The following is a 20603-nucleotide window of genomic DNA, read 5'->3' as shown; positions in this document are numbered from 1 at the left end:
CTCAGGCCACGCAGGAGTCGGCCAGCTTCCCCGACGACGCCATCGCCGTCCTGGTGGGCGTGCCGGACGGCCGGGTGGACGGCGAGAGGGTCGGCCGGGCGGACGGCGTGCCCGCGGCGACAGTGGCGGGCGCGCGGTGCGAGCGGACGATGGCCTTGCGGACGTCGGCCCGGATGCGCGGGAAGTCCGGATAGGCCGGGTTGTAGCGCGGCGGGACGATCGACAACGTCCCCACCCGGGCGCCCTTCACCTTGTCGGCCAGCGGCACCAGGTCCTGCAGCAGCCCGCGCGGGATGTCGGTCCGGAACGTCTGCCGGGCCGCCCCGGCCAGCTGCTTGAACTTCAGCAGCACGTTGGCCGGGTCGAGCTGGTCGAGCATGGCGGAGATGACGCAGTGCTGGCGGCGCATCCGGGTGTGGTTGTCGCCTCCGGCGCAGTTGGAGCCGTCGTGGTCGCGGGCCCGGCCGTACCAGAGCGCGTCGTTGCCGTTCAGCCGCCGGGTGCCCGCCTTGATCACGCCGCCGTCGCTGCGGCCCACGCCGTAGCAGATGTCCTGCTCGACGTGGATGCGCACGCCGCCGAGCGCGTCGATCAGCCGGGCCACGCCCCACATGTTGACCAGCACGTAGTAGTCGATCTTGAGGCCGAGGATCTCGCCGACCGCGCCCTTGACGGCGTCGGGGGCCCGGGTGGGCGAGTTGCGGAACAGCGCGGGGTGGGTGTCGGCGTAGGCCCAGACGCCGTTCAGCAGGTCCTCCGACTCCCGCCCGGCCCCGGCGATGTAGAAGCCCTTGGGCGGCGGGAACAGCCGGCCCATCACGCTCCCCCTGGGGAAGGGCGCGTTCTCCATCTCCCTGGGCAGCGCGAACAGCACGGTGTCGCCGGTCCTGACGTCGATGCTGGCGACGTTGACGCTGTCGGTGCGGATGCTCGTCCCGTTGCGGCCGCGCGCGCCGTCGCCGCCGAGCAGCAGGATGTTCACCCTCGTGCGGCCGGCCCACGGGTCGGCGTGGTTGATGGGCGTGGGCTCGGGCGCGTTGAACACGTCGGTCAGCGTGGCGTCGACCTCCGACACCGTCTGCGAGGCCACCACGAACGGCGACACGACGGCCGCGACCAGCAGCAGCGCCACGCCGTCCGACCAGACCAGCCGCCGCCGCGGCCGCAGCACGGTGTAGGAGGCGACCACCAGCAGCCCCCACGCGACGCCGACGCCGATGGCGCCACCGCTGATCGCCGAGGCCCAGGTGGCCTGGGTCGCCATGGCCACCCCACCCGCCGAGGCCACGACGAGCGCCACCGCCACGCCCGCGGCCAGGAACAGCCCCAGCAGCCCGAACCCGAGCAGGCGGTACCCGGCCCGCAGATGGGCCGCGCCCGGAATGACGATCGACAGCGCTGCCCAGCCGATGGCTGCCCCCGCGCCCCGTTTGGTGCCCATCCGCCCTCATGATCTCTATGTGGTACGTCCCCCGAGATCATAGGTTCGGGGCTGATTGCCCATGTACGCAACTTATCCGGCGGAATATGCGGAAGAAGGGCGTCAGTCCACGTACGCCCACAGGTCGTAGGTGGTGGAGCCCGGATAGTTCTGCGGGTAGTGCGTGCTGCACCACCAGGTCTGCCAGCGCCCGTTCTGCTGGCCCGACCGGCCGAAGGAGACGCAGACGTCGTACGGCAGGCTGGTGTAGACGACCTGGAGCGTGGACGTGGCGTCCGCCGGCGTGCTCATGGCCAGGACGGGCGCCAGGGTGCTGACCGCGGCAAGCGCCAGGGCGGTGATTGCGCGACGCATCGGCTCTCCCCTCATCAAGGGTCGGATGGTGTGAAGCGATCACCGTGAATTGCACGACAGGGCTTGTCCGCACCGCAAGAACGGCCCTCGCGCGGTCGCGGCGACCAGCGCGAACGTCCCGCAGGCGATGAAAGGTTCATTCCGCCGCGCCTGACGGCGTCAGAAGGCGGCCGCGCCGTGTCAGCACGGCGTCCGCGCGGTGTCAGCGCCGCCCGCGAAGGTGAACGCCATGAACATCTGGACGATCACAGCTATTCGGTGTTGCTAGGTACCAGTACTTCGTGCCACTATGTAGCTGGTAGTCAGCACCACCGAGTAGTTGCGGCCGCCGACGGCGAGACCCCCCGGAAGAGAAGACAGGGCCCAGTGATGACGACACAACAAGCTCCGGCGATCCAGGTGCGCGGCCTGGAGAAGTCGTACAAGGAACTGCACGTGCTGCGCGGCGTGGACTTCGAGGTGACGCGGGGCAGCATCTTCGCCCTGCTCGGCTCGAACGGCGCGGGCAAGACCACGCTGGTGAAGATCCTGGCCACGCTGCTCAAGGCCGACGCCGGCACGGCCATGGTCAACGGCCTCGACGTCGCCGGGCAGGCCGCCCAGGTACGCGAGTCCATCAGCCTCACCGGCCAGTTCGCCGCCGTGGACGAGATCCTCAGCGGGCGGGAGAACCTCGTGCTGGTCGCCCGGCTGCGCCACCTGAAGAACCCCGGCAAGATCGCCGACGACCTGCTCGAACGGTTCTCGCTGACCGACGCGGGCGGCCGGAAGGCGGCGACGTACTCGGGCGGCATGCGCCGCCGTCTCGACATCGCGATGAGCCTCATCGGCGACCCGCCGGTCATCTTCCTCGACGAGCCGACCACCGGCCTCGACCCCCAGGCGCGCATCGAGGTGTGGCAGGCCGTCAAGGAGCTCGCCGCCCAGGGCACCACCGTACTGCTCACCACCCAGTACCTGGACGAGGCCGAGCAGCTCGCGGACCGGATCGCGATCCTGCACGAGGGCCGGATCATCGTCAACGGCACCCTCGCCGAGCTCAAGCAACTCCTCCCGCCCGCCAAGGTCGAGTACGTCGAGAAGCAACCGACCCTGGAGGACGTCTTCCTCACCCTCGTCGGCACGAAAGCCTAAGGACCACCACCATGAGCAAGCACTTCTTCGGTGACACCACCGTCCTGCTGGGACGGTCCCTGCGCCACATCTCCCGCAGCCCGGACACCATCGTCACGACCGCGATCATGCCGATCGCCATGATGCTGATGTTCGTCTACGTGTTCGGCGGCGCGATCAGGACGGGGTCGGACTCGTACGTGAACTACATGCTGCCCGGCATCCTGCTCATCACGGTCGCCTCCGGCATCGCCTACACCGCCTACCGGCTGTTCATGGACATGAAGGGCGGCATCTTCGAACGGTTCCAGTCCATGCCGACCGCGCGCTCGGCGGTGTTGTGGGCGCACGTGCTGACCTCGCTGGTCGCCAACCTGGTCTCGCTGGTGGTCGTGATGCTCGTCGCCCTGCTCATGGGCTTCCGCTCCAGCGCGGGCCTGTCGGCCTGGCTGTCGGTCGCGGGCATCCTGATCCTGTTCACCCTGGCGCTGACCTGGATCGCCGTCATCCCCGGCCTGTCGGCCAAGACCATGGAAGGCGCGAGCGCGTTCTCCTACCCGCTCATCTTCCTGCCGTTCCTCAGCTCGGCGTTCGTGCCCACCGACACCATGCCCACCGTGGTGCGCGTCTTCGCCGAGAACCAGCCGGTGACCTCCATCGTCAACGCCGTCCGCGCCCTGTTCGCCGAGCAGCCCGTGGGCAACGACATCTGGATCGCCCTCGCCTGGTGCGTCGGCATCCTGGTCGTCGCCTACGTCTTCGCCATGAACACCTACCGCCGCAAGATCTCCTGAAAGGACGACCATGACCGACTCCCTCCACACCGTCACGCCGATGCCCGCCGAACGCCGTCCCGGCTGCCCGTTCGACCCGCCGAAGGAGCTCGTCGAGGCCCGCGAGCACGGCCCCATCAGCCGCTTCCCCTTCGCCGACGGACACCAGGGCTGGCTGGTCACCGGCTACGACCTAGCCCGCTCGATCCTGGCCGACCCCCGCTTCAGCTCCCGCAAGGAGCTCATGAGCCACCACCCGACCATCGACTACGGCGACATCGAGGTGCCCCCGGCCCCGCCCGGCGAGTTCCTGCTCATGGACGAGCCGCAGCACAGCCGCTACCGCAAGCCGCTCGTCGGCAAGTTCACCGTCCGCCGGATGCGGCTGCTCACCGAGCGCGTCGAGCAGATCACCGCCGAACACCTGGACGCCATGGAGCAGGCCGGCCCCACCGCCGACCTGGTGACCGCGTTCGCCAAGCCCATCCCCGCCATCGTCATCTGCGAACTGCTGGGCGTGCCGTACGAGGACCGGGGCCGCTTCCAGGAGAACATCGACAAGTTCCTCGGCGGCGAGGCCAGCGACGAGGAACTGATCGCCGCCTACCTCGCCACCCAGCAGTACCTGGGCGAACTCGTGGCCGCCAAGCGCGCCCACCCGACCGACGACGTGCTCAGCGACCTGCTCGACAGCGACCTGACCGACGAGGAGCTGCAGGGCATGGCCCTGATCCTGCTGTCGGCCGGGTTCGACACCACCGCCAACATGCTCGCCCTCGGCACCTTCGCCCTGCTGCAGAACCCGGACCAGCTCGCCGCGCTGCGCGCCGACCCCACGCTCACCGACCAGGCCGTCGAAGAGCTGCTGCGGTACCTGTCGGTCGCCAAGCAGTTCTACCGGGTCGCCCTGGAGGACGTCGAGCTGGCCGGCCAGACCGTCAAGGCCGGCACGATGGTCATCCTGTCCCTCAACACCGCCAACCGCGACCCCGGCCGTTTCCCCGACCCCCACACCCTCGACCTGCGCCGGCAGGACGGCGGTCATCTGGCCTTCGGCCACGGCATCCACCAGTGCCTGGGCCAGCAGCTCGCCCGCGTCGAGATGCGCGTCGCGTTCCCCGCGCTGCTCAACCGCTTCCCCACCCTGCGCCTGGCCGTACCGGCCGACCAGGTCGCCCTGCGGCCGGAGATCGCCGACATCTACGGAGTCAAGAGCCTCCCCGTCACCTGGGACGCCTGACCTCCGTACCAGGTGTTACCGTACAGCAGTACTCGGTGGCACCGAGTAGCACAGGAGGGGCGGACGAAGAGCCACCATGGAGAATCTGACGGAGATGCTGAAGGGCACGCTTGAAGGCTGCGTGCTCGAGATCATCGGCAGCGAGGAGACCTACGGGTACGCCATCACCCGCCGGCTGAACGACCTCGGCTTCGCCGACGTCGTCGAGGGGACGGTTTACACGATCCTGCTGCGGCTGGAGAAGAACGGGCTCGTCCAGGTGACGAAACGACCGTCCGAACAGGGCCCGCCGCGCAAGTTCTACGCGCTCAACGACGCGGGACGCGCGGAGCTCGCGACGTTCTGGGCGAAATGGGCGTACATCACGTCCCGGATCGACAAGCTCAAGGAGGGCGGGAAATGAACTTCTGGGAGACCATCACCGGCAGCGATCTCACCAGGGACTACAAGGCGTTCGAAGCCCGGGCCGCGGCCCTGCCGGCCGACCACCGGGCGGCATGGGACCAGATCAAAGGACATCTCTTCCACTACTCGGACTTCACCGGCCGGAACCTGATGCCGATCTTCGACGGCGTTCTGGGCCTGCTGGAGGAGACCGCGGCCGACGGGCAGGACATCCACGAGGTGCTGGGCGACGACATCCCGGGATTCTGCGCGGCCCTGGCCGGCGAGACCGGGGGCCGCAGCTTCCGCGACCGGTGGCGCGAGCAGCTGAACAGGAACGTCGCGAAGAAGCTGGGCCGGCTGGGAGGCTGACGTGGGCATCCAGGACATCATCGAGGGCAAGAAGCAGTGGCGGGCGCACATGGCGCGGGTCAAGGCCCTGCCGCCCGACTACCAGATCGTCTACAAGGAGATGCAGCGGTACTTCTTCAAGGTCGGGCCGGTCGGGCTGACCGACGGGCCCCTGCTGCCGGGGATCGTCGACTTCTTCGAGGAGGGCGTCGCGGCCGGCAAGGGAGTCCTGGAGCTCATCGGCGAGGACGTCGCCGCCTTCGCCGATGAGCTGATCAAGGACTCGCGCACCTACGCGGACCTCTATCAGGAGTCCGTCAGCCGGAAGCTCGGCGGCACCGGCAAACCTCACCGGTCGTAGAGCCGGCGGGCCCACAGGTACCCGCCCAGCGCGATGGCCGCGCTCCAGAGTGCCGCCGCCGCGAGGCTGGGCCCCGCCGGCCGCCCGGCCAGCAGCGCGCGCAGGGTCTCGATGACCGGCGTGAACGGCTGGTGTTCGGCGAACCAGCGCAACGGGCCCGGCATCGACTCCGGCGGGACCACGCCGCTGCCCAGGAACGGCAGCAACATCAGCGGCATCGGCAGGTTGCTGGCCGTGGCCACGTTCTTGGTGACCATGCCCAGCGCCGCCGACAGCCAGGTGACGGCGAAGGTGAACATCGCCAGCACGCCCACCACCCCGAGCCAGTCCAGCGCCGAGGCGGCGGGGCGGAAGCCGATCAGCAGGGCCGTCAGCGTCACGGCCGCGATCGCGGTGAAGTTCTGCACGAGCGCGCCGAGCACGTGCCCGGTCAGGACCGAGACGCGGGCGATCGCCATGGTCTTGAACCTGGCGACGATGCCCTCGGTCATGTCCATCGCCACCGCGATCGCGGTCCCCTGCGCGGCGCTCGCGATCGTCATGATCAGGATGCCGGGGGTGATGTAGGCGACGTAGGCGGCGCGGTCGCCGCCGATCCCGGCCCCCATGATGCCGCCGAGGACGTAGACGAACAGCAGCAGGAACACCACCGGTACGCCCGCGTAGGTGAGGATCAGCGTGGGGTACCGCCACATGTGCCTGATCTGGCGGCGCAACATCGTCGCCGAGTCGGTGGCTGAGCAGCGCGATGCGGTCGGCGAGCTCGTCGGCCTCCTCCAGGTACTGGGTGGTCAGGAAGATGGTCACGCCGTCCTGCCGGACGAGGTCCCGGACGAACTGCCACATCGTGCGGCGGCTGCGCGGGTCCAGTCCCGTGGTGGGCTCGTCGAGGAAGATGAGCCTGGGCGTGCCGACCATGGTCATGGCCAGATCGAGCCGGCGGCGCATGCCGCCCGAGTAGGCGGCGCATGCCGCCCGAGTAGGCGGCCGCGGGCGTGCGCGCGGCGCCGGTGAGGTCGAAGCGCTCCAGCAGTTCGCCGGCTCGGCGGCGGCCCTCGGCGCGGCCGAGGTGCAGCAGGTCGGCCATGAGCCGCAGGTTCTCCTCGCCGGTCAGCAGGCCGTCGACCGCGGAGAACTGGCCGGTGACGCCGATCGCGGCCCGCACCTTGTCGGGCTCCCTGGACAGGTCGTGCCCGGCGACCCGGATCTCGCCGGCGTCGGCCTTGATCAGGGTGGACAGGATCTGCACCGTGGTGGTCTTGCCCGCGCCGTTGGGGCCGAGCAGCGAGAAGACGGTGCCCTGGGGGATGGACAGGTCGATGCCGTCGAGGACGCGGTGGGGACCGTAGGACTTGCGCAGCCCCGCCACCGACACGAAGGCGCGCGACCCGTCGCGATAGTACGTGTTCATCACGATTGAAAGCTACGTTGCTTTCAGAAAATGTGTCAATCAACGGAAACATATAACCCCAGCTCACACGGGATAAACCGATACGTTGACGCTGAAGCTGAATGCAATGAAACGTTGCATTGTGTGGAGCCGAACGCAATAGTGAGGTCGTGGCACAAGGAAGGTTGACCCTGCACGACCGCCGGCGCATCGCGACCGGTCTCGCCGAAGGCCGCTCCTACGCCGAGATCGCCAGGCGGCTCGACCGGCCGACCTCGACGATCAGCCGCGAGGTGAGCCGCAACGGCGGCCCCGGCGACTACCGTCCCGAGCGGGCGCACCAGGCGACGGCGCGGCGGGCGCGGCGCGGCGCCCCGGCGCGTCCGGCCGAGCCCCGGGACCGCGAGGTCTTCGAGGCGGAAGAGGGGGCCGTCGAGATGGCGGTCGCGATGGGCCTGCCCAAGATGGTGGCGCGCGTGCTCATCGGCCTGTGGCTGAGCGAGGACGGCCGGCTCACCGCGGCCGAGCTGGCGCGCGGGCTGAAGGTGAGCCCCGCCTCGATCTCCACGGCGGTGGGCTACCTGACCCAGCAGGGCCTGATCAGGCGCGAACGCGATCCGCAACGACGGCGCGACGTCTACGTGGTCGACGACGACGCCTGGTACCACTCGACCGTGATCAGCGCGCGGCAGACGCTCGCGGCGGCGGAGGTCGCCAAGGCGGCGGGGCGGACGCTCGGGCTCGACACGCCCGCGGGCCGGCGTCTGGCCAGGGGCGGCGCGTTCCTGGAGCGGATCAGCCTGGACGCCCTGGCGTCGGCGGAACGCTGGCGCGACCTCCTGCCGTGACCGAAGCGCGGCCCGTACCGCGCGATCCTCCCGACCCCGGACCGTGCACGATCCTCCCGACCCCGGACCGGGCCGCGTAGGGAGGCCGTCAAGATTCGGCCGACGGCCGTATGGAAACCGTCAAGAACGACAAAACACCCCATTTTCCGGCGTTTGCTGGACCTGCGGCCGCCCGTCGAGAGGCGGCGGCGATCTCATCATCGAGCTGAGGAGTGGGGATGGCCGACGTCGTCTTCGTCGCCCTGACGATCGCGATCTTCGTGGTCTTCGGGCTGGTCGTGCGGGCGGTGGAGCGGCTGTGAGCGCCGTCAACGCCGCCGGTCTCGTCGTGGTCGCCGGCCTGGTGATCTTCATGATCGCGGCCCTGCTGTTCCCGGAGCGGTTCTGATGAGCACGACCCTGGCCGGAATGATCTTCATCGTCTCCCTGATCGCGGCGCTGGCCCTGGTCTGGAAGCCGTTCGGCGACCACATGCACCGCGTCTACTCCACGACGAAGCACAACGTCGTCGAGCGCGGCGTCTACCGCCTGCTGGGAGTGCGGGCCGACGCCGAGCAGAGCTGGCCCGTCTACGCCCGCAGCCTGCTGGCCTTCTCGGTGGTCTCGGTCCTGGTCGTGTACGGCCTCCAGCGCCTGCAGGACAAGCTGCCGCTGAGCCTCGGCATGGAGCCGGTCACCGATCACATCGCCTGGAACACCGCGATCAGCTTCGTCACCAACACCAACTGGCAGGCGTACTCGGGCGAGTCCACGATGGGCCACCTGACCCAGATGTCCGCCCTGGCCGTGCAGAACTTCGTCTCGGCGGCCGTCGGCATGGCGGTCGCGGTGGCCCTGGTCCGCGGGTTCGCCCGCCGCAGGTCGGGCACGATCGGCAACTTCTGGGTGGACCTGGTCCGCGGCACCCTGCGCATCCTGCTGCCGATCGCCTTCGTCGGCGCGCTGGTGCTGGTGGCGGGCGGCCTGGTGCAGAACTTCTCGGGCGTGCACGAGGTGACCACGCTGACCGGCGGCACGCAGGGCGTCACCGGCGGTCCGGTCGCCTCCCAGGAGGTCATCAAGGAACTGGGCACCAACGGCGGCGGCTTCTACAACGCCAACTCGGCCCACCCGTTCGAGAACGCCACGAGCTGGACGAACTGGTTCGAGATCTTCCTGATCCTGGTGATCCCGTTCTCGCTCACCCGCACCTTCGGCCGGCTGGTCGGCCAGGTCCGGCAGGGGTACGCGATCCTCGCGGTGATGGGCGTGCTGGCGCTGGCGAGCGTCCTGCTCACCAACGTCTTCGAGCTGTCCGGGAACGCCACCGTGCCGCAGGCGGCGGGGGCGGCGCTGGAGGGCAAGGAGCTGCGCTTCGGCGTCTCGAACTCGGCCACCTTCGCCGCCGCCACCACCCTCACGAGCACCGGGGCGGTGAACTCCTTCCACGACTCCTACACGCCGTTCGGCGGCATGATGACGATGGTCAACATGATGCTCGGCGAGGTCGCGCCCGGCGGCGTCGGCTCGGGCCTGTACGGCATGCTGATCCTCGCCGTGATCACGGTGTTCGTGGCGGGCCTGATGGTCGGCCGCACGCCCGAGTACCTGGGCAAGCGCATCGGCGCCCGGGAGATCAAGCTCGCCTCCCTGTACTTCCTGGTCACCCCGGCCCTGGTGCTGGTCGGCACGGCCTGCGCGATGGGCTCGGCGGAGCGGCGCGCGAGCATGCTGAACGGCGGCCCGCACGGCCTGTCGGAGGTCCTGTACGCCTTCACCAGCGCCTCCAACAACAACGGCTCCGCCTTCGCCGGCCTCACCGTCAACACCCCGTGGTACGACGTGGCGCTCGGCCTGTGCATGGCCCTCGGCCGGTTCCTGCCGATCATCCTGGTGCTGGCCCTGGCCGGTTCGCTGGCGGCGCAGTCGCCCGTCCCCGAAGGCGCCGGCACGCTGCCCACGCACCGGCCGCAGTTCGTCGGCCTGGTCGTCGGCGTGACGGTCGTCCTCGTCGCCCTCACCTTCCTCCCGGCACTAGCGCTCGGCCCGATCGCAGAAGGACTGTCCTGACATGTCAACCCCCGTACTGGAAAAACCCTCCCCCGCGCGGCGGGACGGCCGCGTGGGCGGCGGCCTGCTGGATCCCCGGCAGCTCGTCAGGTCCCTTCCCGACGCGGTCAGGAAGCTGAACCCGGCCACGCTGTGGCGCAACCCCGTCATGCTGATCGTCGAGGTCGGCGCGGTGTTCACCACCGTCCTGGCGATCGTCGAGCCGTCGTTCTTCGCCTGGGCGGCCGTCGTGTGGCTGTGGCTGACCGTGATCTTCGCCAACCTGGCCGAGGCCGTCGCGGAAGGGCGCGGCAAGGCGCAGGCCGCGACGCTGCGCAGGGCCAAGACCGACACCCGGGCCCGCCGCCTGCGCGGCGACGCCGAGGGCGGATGGGACACGGTCGGCGCGCCCGAGCTGCGGCAGGGCGACCTGGTGGTGGTCGAGGCCGGCGAGATCATCCCCGGCGACGGCGACGTGGTCGAGGGCATCGCCTCGGTGGACGAGTCGGCCATCACCGGCGAGTCCGCACCCGTCATCCGCGAGTCGGGCGGCGACCGCTCGGCGGTGACCGGCGGCACGAAGGTGCTCTCCGACCGGATCGTCGTCAGGATCACCCAGAAGCCCGGCGAGAGCTTCGTCGACCGCATGATCGCCCTGGTCGAGGGCGCCAACCGGCAGAAGACGCCCAACGAGATCGCGCTCAACATCCTGCTGGCCGCCCTGACGATCGTCTTCCTGGTCGCCACCGTCACCATGCAGCCGCTGGCCGTCTACTCCAAGCAGATCAACCCCGGCGTGCCGGACTCGATCGCGCTCGACGCGAACGGCGTCACCGGCATCGTGCTGGTCTCGCTGCTGGTCTGCCTGATCCCCACCACGATCGGGGCGCTGCTGTCGGCCATCGGCATCGCCGGCATGGACCGTCTGGTGCAGCGCAACGTCCTGGCCATGTCCGGCCGCGCGGTGGAGGCGGCCGGCGACGTGTCCACGCTGCTGCTGGACAAGACCGGCACGATCACGCTGGGCAACCGGCAGGCGGCCGAGTTCGTCCCCGTGGCCGGGGTCGGCGAGCGGGAGCTCGCCGAGGCCGCCCAGCTCTCCAGCCTCGCCGACGAGACGCCCGAGGGCCGCTCGGTCGTGGTGTTCGCCAAGGAGCGGTACGGCCTGCGCGAGCGCGAGATCCACGGCGCCGAATGGGTGCAGTTCACCGCCCAGACCCGCATGTCCGGCGTGAACCTGGACGGCCGCGAGGTCCGCAAGGGCGCGGCCACCGCGGTCATGAAGTGGGTGCGCGACAACGGCGGCCACCCCACCGACGACGTCGGCCACATCGTGGACGGCATCTCCGCCTCCGGCGGCACCCCGCTGGTCGTGGCCGAGCGGGGCCGCGTGCTCGGCGTCATCCACCTCAAGGACGTCGTCAAGCAGGGCATACGGGAACGCTTCGACGAGATGCGCCGCATGGGCATCCGCACCGTCATGATCACCGGCGACAACCCGCTCACCGCCAAGGCCATCGCCGACGAGGCCGGCGTGGACGACTTCCTGGCCGAGGCCACCCCCGAGGACAAGCTCGCGCTGATCAGGAAAGAGCAGGAGGGCGGCCGGCTGGTCGCGATGACCGGCGACGGCACCAACGACGCCCCCGCCCTGGCCCAGTCGGACGTCGGCGTGGCCATGAACACCGGCACCTCGGCCGCCAAGGAGGCCGGGAACATGGTCGACCTGGACAGCAACCCGACCAAGCTCATCGAGATCGTCGAGATCGGCAAGCAGCTGCTGATCACGCGGGGCGCGCTGACCACGTTCTCGATCGCCAACGACATCGCGAAGTACTTCGCGATCATCCCGGCCATGTTCGCGGCCGTCTACCCGGGCCTGGACGCGCTCAACGTCATGCGCCTGTCCAGCCCCCAGTCCGCGGTCCTGGCCGCGGTGATCTTCAACGCGCTGGTCATCGTCGCGCTGATCCCGCTGGCGCTCAGAGGCGTCCGGTACCGGCCGTCCAGCGCGTCCAAGCTGCTCTCGCGCAACCTGTACGTCTACGGCCTGGGCGGCATCGTCGCCCCCTTCATCGGCATCAAGCTCATCGACCTGCTGATCCAGTTCCTTCCGGGGATGTCATAAATGGAACGCCTGCCAAGCCGGCTCCGCCGGCACCTCGCCGCCCTGCGCGCCGTCGCCGTCCTGACCGCGCTGCTCGGCATCGTCTACCCGCTGGTCACCACCGGGGTCGCCCAGGCCCTGTTCAACGGGCACGCCAACGGCTCGATCGTGGAGAAGGGCGGCAGGGCCGTGGGCAGCGCGCTCATCGGCCAGTCCTTCACCGACGCCGACGGCAGGCCGGTCAGGAAGTACTTCCAGTCCCGCCCGTCGGCGGCGGGCGACGGCTACGACCCGATCGCGTCCGGCGCGAGCAACCTGGGCCCGCAGGACGTCGTGGACACGCTGCCGGTCGCGGGTGAGGAGGGCCGGCAGTCGCTGCTCACCCGGGTCTGCGCCCGGTCCAAGGCGGCCGGCGAGCTGGAGGGCGTCAGCGGCGCCCGCCCGTACTGCACCCCGGACGGGGTCGGCGCGGTGCTCAAGGTCTTCCCCGACCGGGCCGTCAGCGTCAACCAGCCGTGCCCGGCCACCCCGTTCGTGGCCGCCTACCAGCGGCTGAGGGTGGAGTGCGCGAAGCCGGGCGAGGACTACGCGGCCGGGCGGACCGTCCCCGTCCGGGGGAACGCCACGGCGGTCGTCCCCGCCGACGCGGTGACCGCAAGCGGCTCGGGGCTCGACCCGCACATCTCCGTCGCCTACGCCGAGCTGCAGGCCCCCCGCGTCGCCGAGGAGCGCGGCCTGGACCGGGCCGAGGTCGAACGGCTCATCCAGCGGCACACCACCGGCCGGGCGCTCGGCTTCATGGGCGAACCGGTGGTCAACGTGCTCGACCTCAACCTCGCCCTCGACGGGCAGTGACATGAGGGGGCGGTTGCGGGTCTACCTCGGGGCGGCGCCCGGGGTCGGCAAGACGTACGCGATGCTCGGCGAGGGCCGCCGCGCGCGGGAACGCGGCCGGGACGTGGTCGTGGGCCTGGTCGAGACCCACGGCCGTCCCCGCACCGCCGCCCTCCTGGAGGGCATGGAGATCATCCCGCGGCGGACCGTCGTCCACCGCGGCGCCACCTTCACCGAGCTCGACGTGGACGCGGTCATCGCGCGCCGGCCCAAGGTGGCGCTGATCGACGAGCTGGCCCACACCAACGTGCCCGGCTCGAAGAACGTCAAGCGCTGGCAGGACGTCGACGAGATCCTGGACGCCGGCATCGACGTCGTCTCCACGGTGAACATCCAGCACCTGGAGTCGGTCAACGACGTCGTCCAGGAGATCACCGGCGTGCCGCAGCGCGAGACCGTGCCCGACGAGGTGGTGCGCCGCGCCGACCAGATCGAGCTGGTGGACATGTCGCCGGAGGCGCTGCGCCGCCGCATGGCGCACGGCAACGTGTACGCGCCGGAGAAGGTCAGCGCCGCCATGTCCAACTACTTCCGCGTCGGCAACCTCACCGCGCTGCGCGAACTCGCGCTGCTGTGGGTGGCCGGCAAGGTGGACGACCAGCTCGACCGCTACCGCGCCGACCACGGCATCGCCACCACCTGGGAGACCCGCGAGCGGGTGGTGGTCGCCCTGACCGGCGGGCCCGAGGGCGACACACTGGTCCGGCGGGCCGCCCGCATCGCCGCCCGCACCAAGGGCGCCGACCTGCTGGCGGTGCACGTCACCAGCGCCGACGGGCTGGCCGGCGCCGACCCGGCCAGCCTGGCCCGCCAGCGCACGCTGGTGGAGGACATGGGCGGCAGCTACCACCAGGTCGTCGGCGACGACGTCCCGCGGGCGCTGCTGGACTTCGCGCGCGGCGTCAACGCCACCCAGCTCGTCCTCGGCGCCTCGCGCAGGGGGCGGTTCGCGCAGATCTTCTCCCGGGGCGTCGGCGTGGAGACCACCGCCCGGTCCGGCTCGATCGACGTGCACATGATCACGCACGAGGAGGCCAAGCGCGGACGCCGCCGGCCCGCCCGCACGCGCGCCGCGCTCACCCGCACCCGGCGGGCGAGCGGCTGGGCGCTGGCGGTGGCCGGGATGCCGCTGCTGACGGCCGCGCTGGCGCCGTTCCGCGACCTGTTGTCGCTGCCCAGCGAGATCCTCTTCTTCCTGTGCCTGACCGTCGGGGTGGCCCTGGTGGGCGGCATGTGGCCGGCCATCACCGCGGCCGTCGGCGGCTCGCTGCTGCTCAACTGGTTCTTCACCGCGCCGGTCGGCCGGTTCACCATCGCCGCCCCGGAGAACCTGTTCGCGCTGGTCGTGTTCGTGCTGGTGGCGGCGGCGGTGAGCACCATCGTGGACATCGCGGCCCGCCGGACGAGGGAGGCCGCGCGGGCCGGCGCCGACGCCGAGCTGCTGTCCACCATGGCCGGTCACGTGCTGCGCGGCGAGGCCGCGGTGTCCTCGCTGCTGGAACGCATGCGCGAGACCTTCGGCCTGACCTCCGTCACCCTGCTGGAACGGCGGCCCGAGGCCGCGCGTGTGCCCGACCAGCAGTCCGACCCGGACGCCTGGCGGATCGTCGCCACCTCCGGCGGCGCCCCCGCCACCTGCCCGGGGCGGTCCGACACCGACGTCGTCATCGACGAGGAACTGGTCCTGGCCGCCAGGGGCGAGCCGCTGGAGGCCGCCGACCGCACGGTGCTGGAGGCGTTCGCCGCCGAGACCGCCGTCGCGCTGCGCCAGGAACGCCTGCGGCAGGAGGCCGAGCTCGCCCGCCCGCTGGCCGAGGCCGACCGGATGCGCACCGCGCTGCTGGCCGCCGTCAGCCACGACCTGCGCACGCCGCTCGCCTCCGCCAAGGCCGCCGTCGAGAGCCTGTGCAGCACCGACGTCGCCTGGTCGGAACGGGACCGGTCCGAGCTGCTCGCCACCGCGAAGGAGTCGCTGGACAAGCTGGACCGGCTGGTGGCGAACCTGCTGGACATGAGCCGGCTGCAGGCCGGCGTGCTCGGGGTGAGCGCGCAGCCGCTGGCGCTCGAAGAGGTCGTGCCGCGTGCCATCGACGATCTCGGCCCGCTGCGGGACCGCGTCGAAGGCGACGTCTCCGTCGAACTGCCCGACGTGCTGGCCGACCCCGCGCTGCTGGAACGCGTCCTGGTCAACCTCATGTCCAACGCCGTGCGCTTCAGCCCGCCGGGCCGGACCGTGCTGGTCACCGCGAGCGGGCACGGCGACCACGTCGAGATCCGGGTGATGGATCGTGGCCCCGGCATCCCGCCGGAGGCGCATGACCGCGTCTTCCAGCCGTTCCAGCGGCTCGGCGACCGCGACAACCACTCCGGCGTCGGGCTCGGGCTCGCCCTTTCCCGCGGGCTCGCCGAGGCCATGGGCGGCACGCTCGTGCCCGACGAGACCCCCGGGGGCGGCCTCACCATGATCCTCACCCTGCCCGTCGCCACTCCACGACGGTGAGCGTCGCTCGGCGACCCGTCCCAACTGCTGTCACACGACGGCCGGTACGGCGGGCTCGGCCACGCGGTGGCGGCCGTCGGCCGCACGGGACGCGCGCGACACCCGGGCCATCGCCAGGAAGGAGACCAGCAGGCAGGCGGCGCCCAGCGGCATGAGGTCCTTCTCCACGAACGGCACCAGGACGTCGGCGACCACCAGGACGGGCGTCCACGCCTTGACGCGGCGCTGGACGGCGAGCTGGAGGACGAGGCCGATCTGGGCGACGAAGAACAACATCGGCCCGAAGTCGTAGACCACCTGCTGCACCCCGGGAACCGACTGGACCTGGTCGAAGAGCACGCCCATCGCGGCGTGGTCGGCCGAGCGGAATCCCACGACGATGTCGATGGAGAACTGGGCGATCAGCGTGGCGATGCCGACATGCCCGGCGACGGCCAGCCCGGTCGCCAGGCGGCCACGACCGGCCAGCCGGCGCATCTCGTGGAAGGCCACGGCGAAGAACGCCAGGGCGCCGATGAAGGCCAGGTGCCCGGCCGTCCAGGCGAGGCCGGGGCCGCGGCTGCCGTCCAGGCCGTCCAGGATGCGGAGGACGCCGTAGGTGAAGGTGAGCACGGGGGCGGCGACGAAGGCGATGCGGGGGTTCATCTCGTTGACTCCTTAGCGGTGACGACCTCCCCCATCCTGGTTTTCGGCGGCCTTGCGGACATCGCCGGGGCGGGCGAAATCCCGTCTCGCTCTTGAGCGGGATACGGGACCTCGCCTCCCTCCTGAGAGTGATCATTCCCCGGCCGGGCCGACCAGGCCGAGCTCGTAGGCGAGCACCGCCGCCTGGGTGCGGTCGCGGGCGCCGAGCTTGTCCAGGAGGTTGCCGACGTGCGTCTTGACCGTCTCCCTGGTGACGTGCAGCGCGGCGGCGATCTCCGCGTTGTTCCGCCCGAGCGCGATGTGCCGCAGGACGTCCAGCTCGCGCGGCGTCGGCTCGACGGGCAGGCGCTGCCGGGCGCTGCCGACGTGCGGCGCGGCGATGCGGCGCAGCGCGTCGGGGAAGAGCACCGCGTCGCGCCGGTGCACCAGGCGGATCGCCTCCACCAGCTCGCCGGCGGGCGAACGTTTGAGCACGTAGCCGGCGGCCCCCGCGCGCAGCGCCCCCCAGACGAGCTGGTCGCTCTCGAACGTGGTCACCATGACGACGCGCGTCTTCGGCGAGCGGCGGGCCAGCTCCCGGGTCGCGGCCAGGCCGTCCAGGACCGGCATGCGGATGTCCATCAGCACGACGTCCGCGCCGGCGCCGGCCGTGACCGCCGCACGGCCGTCGGCGGCCTCGGCCGTCACCTCGATGTCGTCGTGCAGGGAGAGCATGGTCGCCCAGCCCGAGCGGATGAGCTGCTCGTCGTCGGCCAGGACGACCCGGATCACAGCGGCAGGCTCGCCCGGACGCGCCACGTTCCGCCCACCTCCTCCCAGGTGCACGTCCCGCCGGCGAGCCGGGCCCGCATGCGCATGCCGGTCAGGCCGCGCCCCGGCTCCCCCGGCGTGCTGAGGGTCGCGTTGTCCATGGTCAGGGTCAGTCGTTCGGCGGCGGCGACGGCGAGCGTCACCGGGCCGTGGCCGTGCCGCAGGGCGTTGGTGAGCGCCTCCCTGGCGATCGCGAAGGCGGCCCGCGAGGTCGCGGGCGACACCTTGCCGAGGTGGCCGACGCTGACCCGGACGTCGAGGCCGCGGGTGAGCGTGCCGAGCGCCTCCAGGGTGGGCGTCCGGCCGGCCGCGCCGTCGTCAAGCACGCCGAGCAGCACGTCGAGCTCCTGCTGAGCGTTGCGGGCGGTGGTCGTCAGGTGGCCGAGCGACTGGGCGGCGAGCTCGGGGGCGGCGCGGCGCAGCGCCGCCTCGGCCGCCATGGCCTGCACCAGGACGACGCTGAGGGCGTGGCCGACGGAGTCGTGCAGTTCCAGGGCGAGCGACTGGCGGCGGCCCAGCTCGTCGATCAGCCGGGACGGCTCGGAACGCAGCAGCCGCCGCGCGACCCAGCGCTGGCCGAGCCCGGCGGCGACCATCGCGGCCAGCACGACGGCGGTGAGCAGCAGCACCTCGGCCACCTGGCCGGGCGCCGCCTGCCAGGCCCGCGGCAGCAGCCCGGGGGACAACGCCAGGACGGCCGCGCTGAGCGTCCCGCCGACGAACAGGTGCAGGCTGGTCAGGGCCACCAGGTAGAGGCGGTCACCGCGTTCGGGCACATCAACGTCGAGCAGGTCCGACAGCGCGATCACCTCCAGACGGCGGGTCAGCGGCAGCAGCGCGAGCAACACCGAGGCGGGCAGGCACGCCGCCCACAGCACCAGCAGGCGGCCCGGCGTCAGCTCGGTCAGGATCGGCAGGCCGAGCCCGGCGGCGACCGGAGCCAGCAGCGCGGCGCCCAGGAGCTGGTAGACCCCGGCCCGCACGGCCTGGGTGAGAGGGCGTTTCACGTGGACCGACGTTAGCCGACGCCTCCGCGGCCGCACTCCCCCGCCGGGGGGAGGCAGGGCGGCCCGGTCGTTCCTAGCGTGAGCGCCATGACGAGAACTGATCGTTCGCGCGGCGCCGCGGCGCCGCTCCCCGTGGCCGCCGCTACCGCGGGATCGCCGGTGACCGGCGGACGGCTGCGCACGGCGTGGCGGGCCGCCCACGCGCCGGTGGCCGGGGTGCCCCGCTGGGCGCGGATCGCCGCCTACGCCGTGCCGTTCACCGTGCTGCCGTCCAGCCTGTGGCGGTTGCCCGCGGCGTTCGACCGCGGGATCGGGCTCGGTGAACGGCTGTACGTCGTGTTCCTGTCGATCCTGTCGGAAGCGGCGGCGTTCACCGCCGTCGGGCTGGTGGCCGCGTGGGGTGAGCGGTTCCCCCGCTGGGTCCCCGGGTTGCGTGGCCGCAGGGTGCCGACGCCGGCCGCCGTCGTTCCGGCGGCGGCGGGCGCCGTGCTGCTGACGGCCTTGTGGACCGCGGCCTTCGTGACCCAGCTCGCCGGGGTGACCATGCGCGGCGAGCCCATCCCGCCGGACTTCCCCAGCCGGGCGGGCGGCTGGGAGGCTGGGATCTTCGCCGTCTGCTACCTTCCGCTCCTGCTGTGGGGGCCGCTGCTCGCCGCCGTCGCCTACGCCTATCACCGGCGCCGGAGCCCGCGGCCCGGCGTGCCGGCGCTCAGTGGGCGAGGGCGGCGGTGAGGCGGTTGCTGAAGCGGGCGAGCAACCCGCTCTGGGACGTCTCGGAGACCATCCGGCCGACGAACGGCGGGATGCGCCAGTTGGCCGGGCTGCGCCGGGCCAGCCTGGACACCAGGTTGACGTGCGGGTAGCGGGCCCGCTCGTAGGCGCGCAGCCGCTGCGCCGGGTCGCCGCCCTCGGCCAGCTCGCGGCCGAGCACCCACACGTCCTCCAGGGTCTGGTTGGCGCCCTGTCCGAGCGTGGGCGGCATGAGGTGGGCGGCGTCGCCGAGCAGGGTGACGCGGCCCTTGCCCCATTCCCGGCGCACCTTCTGCCAGTGATGGCCGAAGAAGTCGAGATCGGCCTCCGATGCCTGGGCGAGCAGCTCGGGGACGGGCGACGCCCAGTGGCCGAAGCGGCGCCGCAGCTCGGCCAGGGGCTCGGCCGGACGCGGCTCGCCCGGGGACCAGCGCACGTCGAACCACCACTGGAGCTTGCCGTCACCGGCGGGGATGATCCCGCAGGCGCCCTCCTTACCGGTGATCATGAGGTGCAGGTGGGTGCGGGCGAGGTCGATGTCGATCCGGCTCAGGGCCTGCCAGGTGCCGAACGTGGCCGTCCGGATGGGGACGTCGCCCCACAACTGGCGCCGGACGACCGAGTGGTGGCCGTCGGCGCCGATCAGCAGGTCGCCCGTGGCCGTCGAGCCGTCGTCGAAGGTCGCGGTCACCCGGTCGGCGTCCTGGGTCACGGTCCGGCAGGCCGTGCCGTAGCGGATCAGGTCGCCGGGCAGCCCGTCGGCCAGCCGGTCCAGCAGGAGACGGCGGGAGACCGACTTGTTCGGGAAACCGTAGAGGGCGGCCGCGTGGGCCATGTCGGAGGTGAGCCGCAGCCGGCCGTCGGCGGTCAGCGCGTCGATCCGGTCGAACCGGCCGCCGACGCCGTCAAGGGTGACACCGAGATCGTGCAGCACCGCGGCGCCGTTGCTGAAGATGCTCAACCCGGCGCCGCCCGTGCGCATCGCGGGGGCCTGTTCGTAGATCCGCACCTGGTGGCCGGCGGCGAGCAGGCTGCGCGCGACGGCCAGGCCGCCCACGCCCGCGCCGATGACGACAACGTCCATTTTATCTCCAAAACGAAGTTACTTCGATTCAAAGATACATCGCTGTGAAGTACATTGGGGCGAGTGACCGACAACCACCCAGAAGCGGACGTCTACCGCGAGTTCCTGATCGCGGTCATGCTGCACATCGAGGCCATCGCCGACCGGCTCGGCGTGCACCATGTGGACGTGGCCGCGCTGATCCTGCTGGAGATGCGCGGCCCCCTCCCGGTGGGCGCGATCTCCGAGGAACTGGGGCTCCCGTCCGCGTCCGCGACCCGGCTCATCGACCGTCTGGAGAAGGCCGGCTACGTGCGGCGGGTACGCGGCGAGCGCGACCGGCGCATGGTCACGGTGGAGCTGCTGGAGGGTGGCATGGCCGAGTACCACGCCACCCGCGTCACCTCCGAGCGGCACCTGGAGCAGATTCGGGGGCAGTTCACGCAGGAGCAGGTGCCGCTGATGCTGGGCATGCTCGGCGGCGTCGCCCGCGCCTACCGCTCGGCCACCAGGGAGATCCGCGAGCAGTCCGGCTGAGCAGCCC

Annotated in this window: 21 protein-coding genes and 1 pseudogene; 14 read left to right on the top strand and 8 right to left on the bottom strand. The window is 71.5% G+C overall.

Annotation, left to right across the window (positions count from 1 at the left end; all coding sequences use genetic code 11):
• Nucleotide 1 precedes the first annotated feature (1 nt).
• Both AB0J71_RS37780 and AB0J71_RS37775 read right to left on the bottom strand, forming a co-directional pair.
• Nucleotides 2-1441 (bottom strand): LCP family protein, encoded by a 1440-nt coding sequence (locus tag AB0J71_RS37780; protein ID WP_352323785.1) that lies wholly within the window; start codon nt 1439-1441, stop codon nt 2-4.
• Between the two features lie 102 nt (nt 1442-1543).
• The gene (locus tag AB0J71_RS37775) at nt 1544-1795 is read right to left on the bottom strand and encodes a hypothetical protein (RefSeq protein ID WP_364418809.1); all 252 of its coding nucleotides are present in this window, start codon (nt 1793-1795) and stop codon (nt 1544-1546) included.
• A 369-nt stretch (nt 1796-2164) separates the two neighbouring features.
• Between AB0J71_RS37775 and AB0J71_RS37770 the strand changes: the two genes are divergently transcribed.
• The 6 genes from AB0J71_RS37770 (at nt 2165) to AB0J71_RS37745 (ending at nt 6017) form a co-directional block, all read left to right on the top strand.
• Nucleotides 2165-2929, top strand: coding sequence for an ATP-binding cassette domain-containing protein (locus AB0J71_RS37770; RefSeq protein ID WP_364418807.1), 765 nt, complete (start codon nt 2165-2167; stop codon nt 2927-2929).
• Between the two features lie 11 nt (nt 2930-2940).
• On the top strand, nt 2941-3702 hold the full coding sequence (locus AB0J71_RS37765) for an ABC transporter permease (RefSeq protein WP_352323782.1): 762 nt from the start codon (nt 2941-2943) through the stop codon (nt 3700-3702).
• A 10-nt stretch (nt 3703-3712) separates the two neighbouring features.
• Nucleotides 3713-4921 (top strand): cytochrome P450, encoded by a 1209-nt coding sequence (locus AB0J71_RS37760; RefSeq protein WP_352323781.1) that lies wholly within the window; start codon nt 3713-3715, stop codon nt 4919-4921.
• Nucleotides 4922-4997: 76 nt separating this feature from the next.
• Nucleotides 4998-5324 (top strand): PadR family transcriptional regulator, encoded by a 327-nt coding sequence (locus AB0J71_RS37755; protein ID WP_352323780.1) that lies wholly within the window; start codon nt 4998-5000, stop codon nt 5322-5324.
• Nucleotides 5321-5677: a DUF1048 domain-containing protein gene (locus tag AB0J71_RS37750; RefSeq protein ID WP_364418805.1), complete on the top strand. Its 357-nt coding sequence runs from the start codon at nt 5321-5323 to the stop codon at nt 5675-5677. Before AB0J71_RS37755 ends, AB0J71_RS37750 begins: the two co-directional genes overlap by 4 nt.
• A gap of 1 nt (nt 5678) precedes the next feature.
• A complete protein-coding gene (locus AB0J71_RS37745) occupies nt 5679-6017 on the top strand; it encodes a DUF1048 domain-containing protein (protein ID WP_364418803.1) in 339 nt (112 codons plus the stop codon).
• Here the strand turns inward: AB0J71_RS37745 and AB0J71_RS37740 are convergent.
• Complete coding sequence (locus AB0J71_RS37740; RefSeq protein WP_364418800.1) at nt 6005-6712, bottom strand: ABC transporter permease; 708 nt, start codon at nt 6710-6712, stop codon at nt 6005-6007. The two genes, AB0J71_RS37745 and AB0J71_RS37740, sit on opposite strands and share 13 nt — an antisense overlap.
• A gap of 43 nt (nt 6713-6755) precedes the next feature.
• Nucleotides 6756-7428, bottom strand: a pseudogene (locus AB0J71_RS37735) (ATP-binding cassette domain-containing protein); the annotation flags it as partial.
• A gap of 164 nt (nt 7429-7592) precedes the next feature.
• On the opposite strand from AB0J71_RS37735, the gene AB0J71_RS37730 reads away from it, so the two are divergent.
• The 6 genes from AB0J71_RS37730 to AB0J71_RS37705 all read left to right on the top strand — a co-directional run bounded on the left by AB0J71_RS37730 (nt 7593) and on the right by AB0J71_RS37705 (nt 15784).
• A complete protein-coding gene (locus AB0J71_RS37730; protein WP_352323776.1) occupies nt 7593-8255 on the top strand; it encodes a helix-turn-helix domain-containing protein in 663 nt (220 codons plus the stop codon).
• A 298-nt stretch (nt 8256-8553) separates the two neighbouring features.
• Nucleotides 8554-8643, top strand: a complete 90-nt coding sequence (kdpF, locus tag AB0J71_RS37725; RefSeq protein WP_352323775.1) for a K(+)-transporting ATPase subunit F — start codon at nt 8554-8556, stop codon at nt 8641-8643.
• Nucleotides 8643-10304 (top strand): potassium-transporting ATPase subunit KdpA, encoded by a 1662-nt coding sequence (kdpA, locus tag AB0J71_RS37720; RefSeq protein ID WP_364418798.1) that lies wholly within the window; start codon nt 8643-8645, stop codon nt 10302-10304. The genes kdpF and kdpA overlap by 1 nt, the downstream gene beginning before the upstream one ends.
• A 1-nt stretch (nt 10305) precedes the next feature.
• The gene (gene kdpB / locus AB0J71_RS37715) at nt 10306-12411 is read left to right on the top strand and encodes a potassium-transporting ATPase subunit KdpB (protein WP_364418796.1); all 2106 of its coding nucleotides are present in this window, start codon (nt 10306-10308) and stop codon (nt 12409-12411) included.
• On the top strand, nt 12412-13245 hold the full coding sequence (locus AB0J71_RS37710) for a potassium-transporting ATPase subunit C (protein ID WP_352323772.1): 834 nt from the start codon (nt 12412-12414) through the stop codon (nt 13243-13245). It begins immediately after the preceding gene.
• A gap of 1 nt (nt 13246) precedes the next feature.
• Nucleotides 13247-15784 (top strand): ATP-binding protein, encoded by a 2538-nt coding sequence (locus AB0J71_RS37705; protein WP_352323771.1) that lies wholly within the window; start codon nt 13247-13249, stop codon nt 15782-15784.
• A gap of 30 nt (nt 15785-15814) precedes the next feature.
• On the opposite strand, the gene AB0J71_RS37700 is transcribed toward AB0J71_RS37705, so the two are convergent.
• The 3 genes from AB0J71_RS37700 to AB0J71_RS37690 all read right to left on the bottom strand — a co-directional run bounded on the left by AB0J71_RS37700 (nt 15815) and on the right by AB0J71_RS37690 (nt 18246).
• On the bottom strand, nt 15815-16429 hold the full coding sequence (locus AB0J71_RS37700) for a hypothetical protein (RefSeq protein WP_352323770.1): 615 nt from the start codon (nt 16427-16429) through the stop codon (nt 15815-15817).
• Between the two features lie 132 nt (nt 16430-16561).
• Entirely contained in the window at nt 16562-17200 is a 639-nt protein-coding gene (locus AB0J71_RS37695; RefSeq protein ID WP_352323769.1) for a response regulator transcription factor, read from the bottom strand.
• Nucleotides 17197-18246: a histidine kinase gene (locus tag AB0J71_RS37690; protein WP_364418794.1), complete on the bottom strand. Its 1050-nt coding sequence runs from the start codon at nt 18244-18246 to the stop codon at nt 17197-17199. The genes AB0J71_RS37695 and AB0J71_RS37690 overlap by 4 nt, the downstream gene beginning before the upstream one ends.
• Nucleotides 18247-18333: 87 nt before the next feature.
• Between AB0J71_RS37690 and AB0J71_RS37685 the strand changes: the two genes are divergently transcribed.
• Entirely contained in the window at nt 18334-18978 is a 645-nt protein-coding gene (locus tag AB0J71_RS37685) for a hypothetical protein (protein WP_364418792.1), read from the top strand.
• On the opposite strand, the gene AB0J71_RS37680 is transcribed toward AB0J71_RS37685, so the two are convergent.
• A complete protein-coding gene (locus AB0J71_RS37680) occupies nt 18956-20080 on the bottom strand; it encodes an FAD-dependent monooxygenase (protein WP_364418790.1) in 1125 nt (374 codons plus the stop codon). The genes AB0J71_RS37685 and AB0J71_RS37680 overlap by 23 nt on opposite strands.
• A gap of 63 nt (nt 20081-20143) precedes the next feature.
• Between AB0J71_RS37680 and AB0J71_RS37675 the strand changes: the two genes are divergently transcribed.
• Nucleotides 20144-20596, top strand: coding sequence for a MarR family transcriptional regulator (locus AB0J71_RS37675; protein WP_352323765.1), 453 nt, complete (start codon nt 20144-20146; stop codon nt 20594-20596).
• Nucleotides 20597-20603: the final 7 nt, after the last annotated feature.

Source organism: Nonomuraea sp. NPDC049637, assembly GCF_040675235.1.
Lineage (GTDB): Bacteria > Actinomycetota > Actinomycetes > Streptosporangiales > Streptosporangiaceae > Nonomuraea.
This window is presented reverse-complemented; position numbering and strand designations above follow the sequence as displayed.

What these genes read in the sequence shown, in the direction of transcription:
- AB0J71_RS37750 (WP_364418805.1), top strand. Translation starts at nt 5,321, where the DNA reads ATGAACTTCTGGGAGACCATCACCGGCAGCGATCTCACCAGGGACTAC.
- AB0J71_RS37705 (WP_352323771.1), top strand. Translation starts at nt 13,247, where the DNA reads ATGAGGGGGCGGTTGCGGGTCTACCTCGGGGCGGCGCCCGGGGTCGGC.
- AB0J71_RS37740 (WP_364418800.1), bottom strand. Translation starts at nt 6,712, where the DNA reads ATGTGGCGGTACCCCACGCTGATCCTCACCTACGCGGGCGTACCGGTG.
- AB0J71_RS37685 (WP_364418792.1), top strand. Translation starts at nt 18,334, where the DNA reads ATGACGAGAACTGATCGTTCGCGCGGCGCCGCGGCGCCGCTCCCCGTG.
- kdpB (WP_364418796.1), top strand. Translation starts at nt 10,306, where the DNA reads ATGTCAACCCCCGTACTGGAAAAACCCTCCCCCGCGCGGCGGGACGGC.
- AB0J71_RS37680 (WP_364418790.1), bottom strand. Translation starts at nt 20,080, where the DNA reads ATGGACGTTGTCGTCATCGGCGCGGGCGTGGGCGGCCTGGCCGTCGCG.
- AB0J71_RS37765 (WP_352323782.1), top strand. Translation starts at nt 2,941, where the DNA reads ATGAGCAAGCACTTCTTCGGTGACACCACCGTCCTGCTGGGACGGTCC.
- AB0J71_RS37760 (WP_352323781.1), top strand. Translation starts at nt 3,713, where the DNA reads ATGACCGACTCCCTCCACACCGTCACGCCGATGCCCGCCGAACGCCGT.
- kdpA (WP_364418798.1), top strand. Translation starts at nt 8,643, where the DNA reads ATGAGCACGACCCTGGCCGGAATGATCTTCATCGTCTCCCTGATCGCG.
- AB0J71_RS37710 (WP_352323772.1), top strand. Translation starts at nt 12,412, where the DNA reads ATGGAACGCCTGCCAAGCCGGCTCCGCCGGCACCTCGCCGCCCTGCGC.
- AB0J71_RS37780 (WP_352323785.1), bottom strand. Translation starts at nt 1,441, where the DNA reads ATGGGCACCAAACGGGGCGCGGGGGCAGCCATCGGCTGGGCAGCGCTG.
- AB0J71_RS37700 (WP_352323770.1), bottom strand. Translation starts at nt 16,429, where the DNA reads ATGAACCCCCGCATCGCCTTCGTCGCCGCCCCCGTGCTCACCTTCACC.
- AB0J71_RS37775 (WP_364418809.1), bottom strand. Translation starts at nt 1,795, where the DNA reads ATGCGTCGCGCAATCACCGCCCTGGCGCTTGCCGCGGTCAGCACCCTG.
- AB0J71_RS37770 (WP_364418807.1), top strand. Translation starts at nt 2,165, where the DNA reads ATGACGACACAACAAGCTCCGGCGATCCAGGTGCGCGGCCTGGAGAAG.
- AB0J71_RS37755 (WP_352323780.1), top strand. Translation starts at nt 4,998, where the DNA reads ATGGAGAATCTGACGGAGATGCTGAAGGGCACGCTTGAAGGCTGCGTG.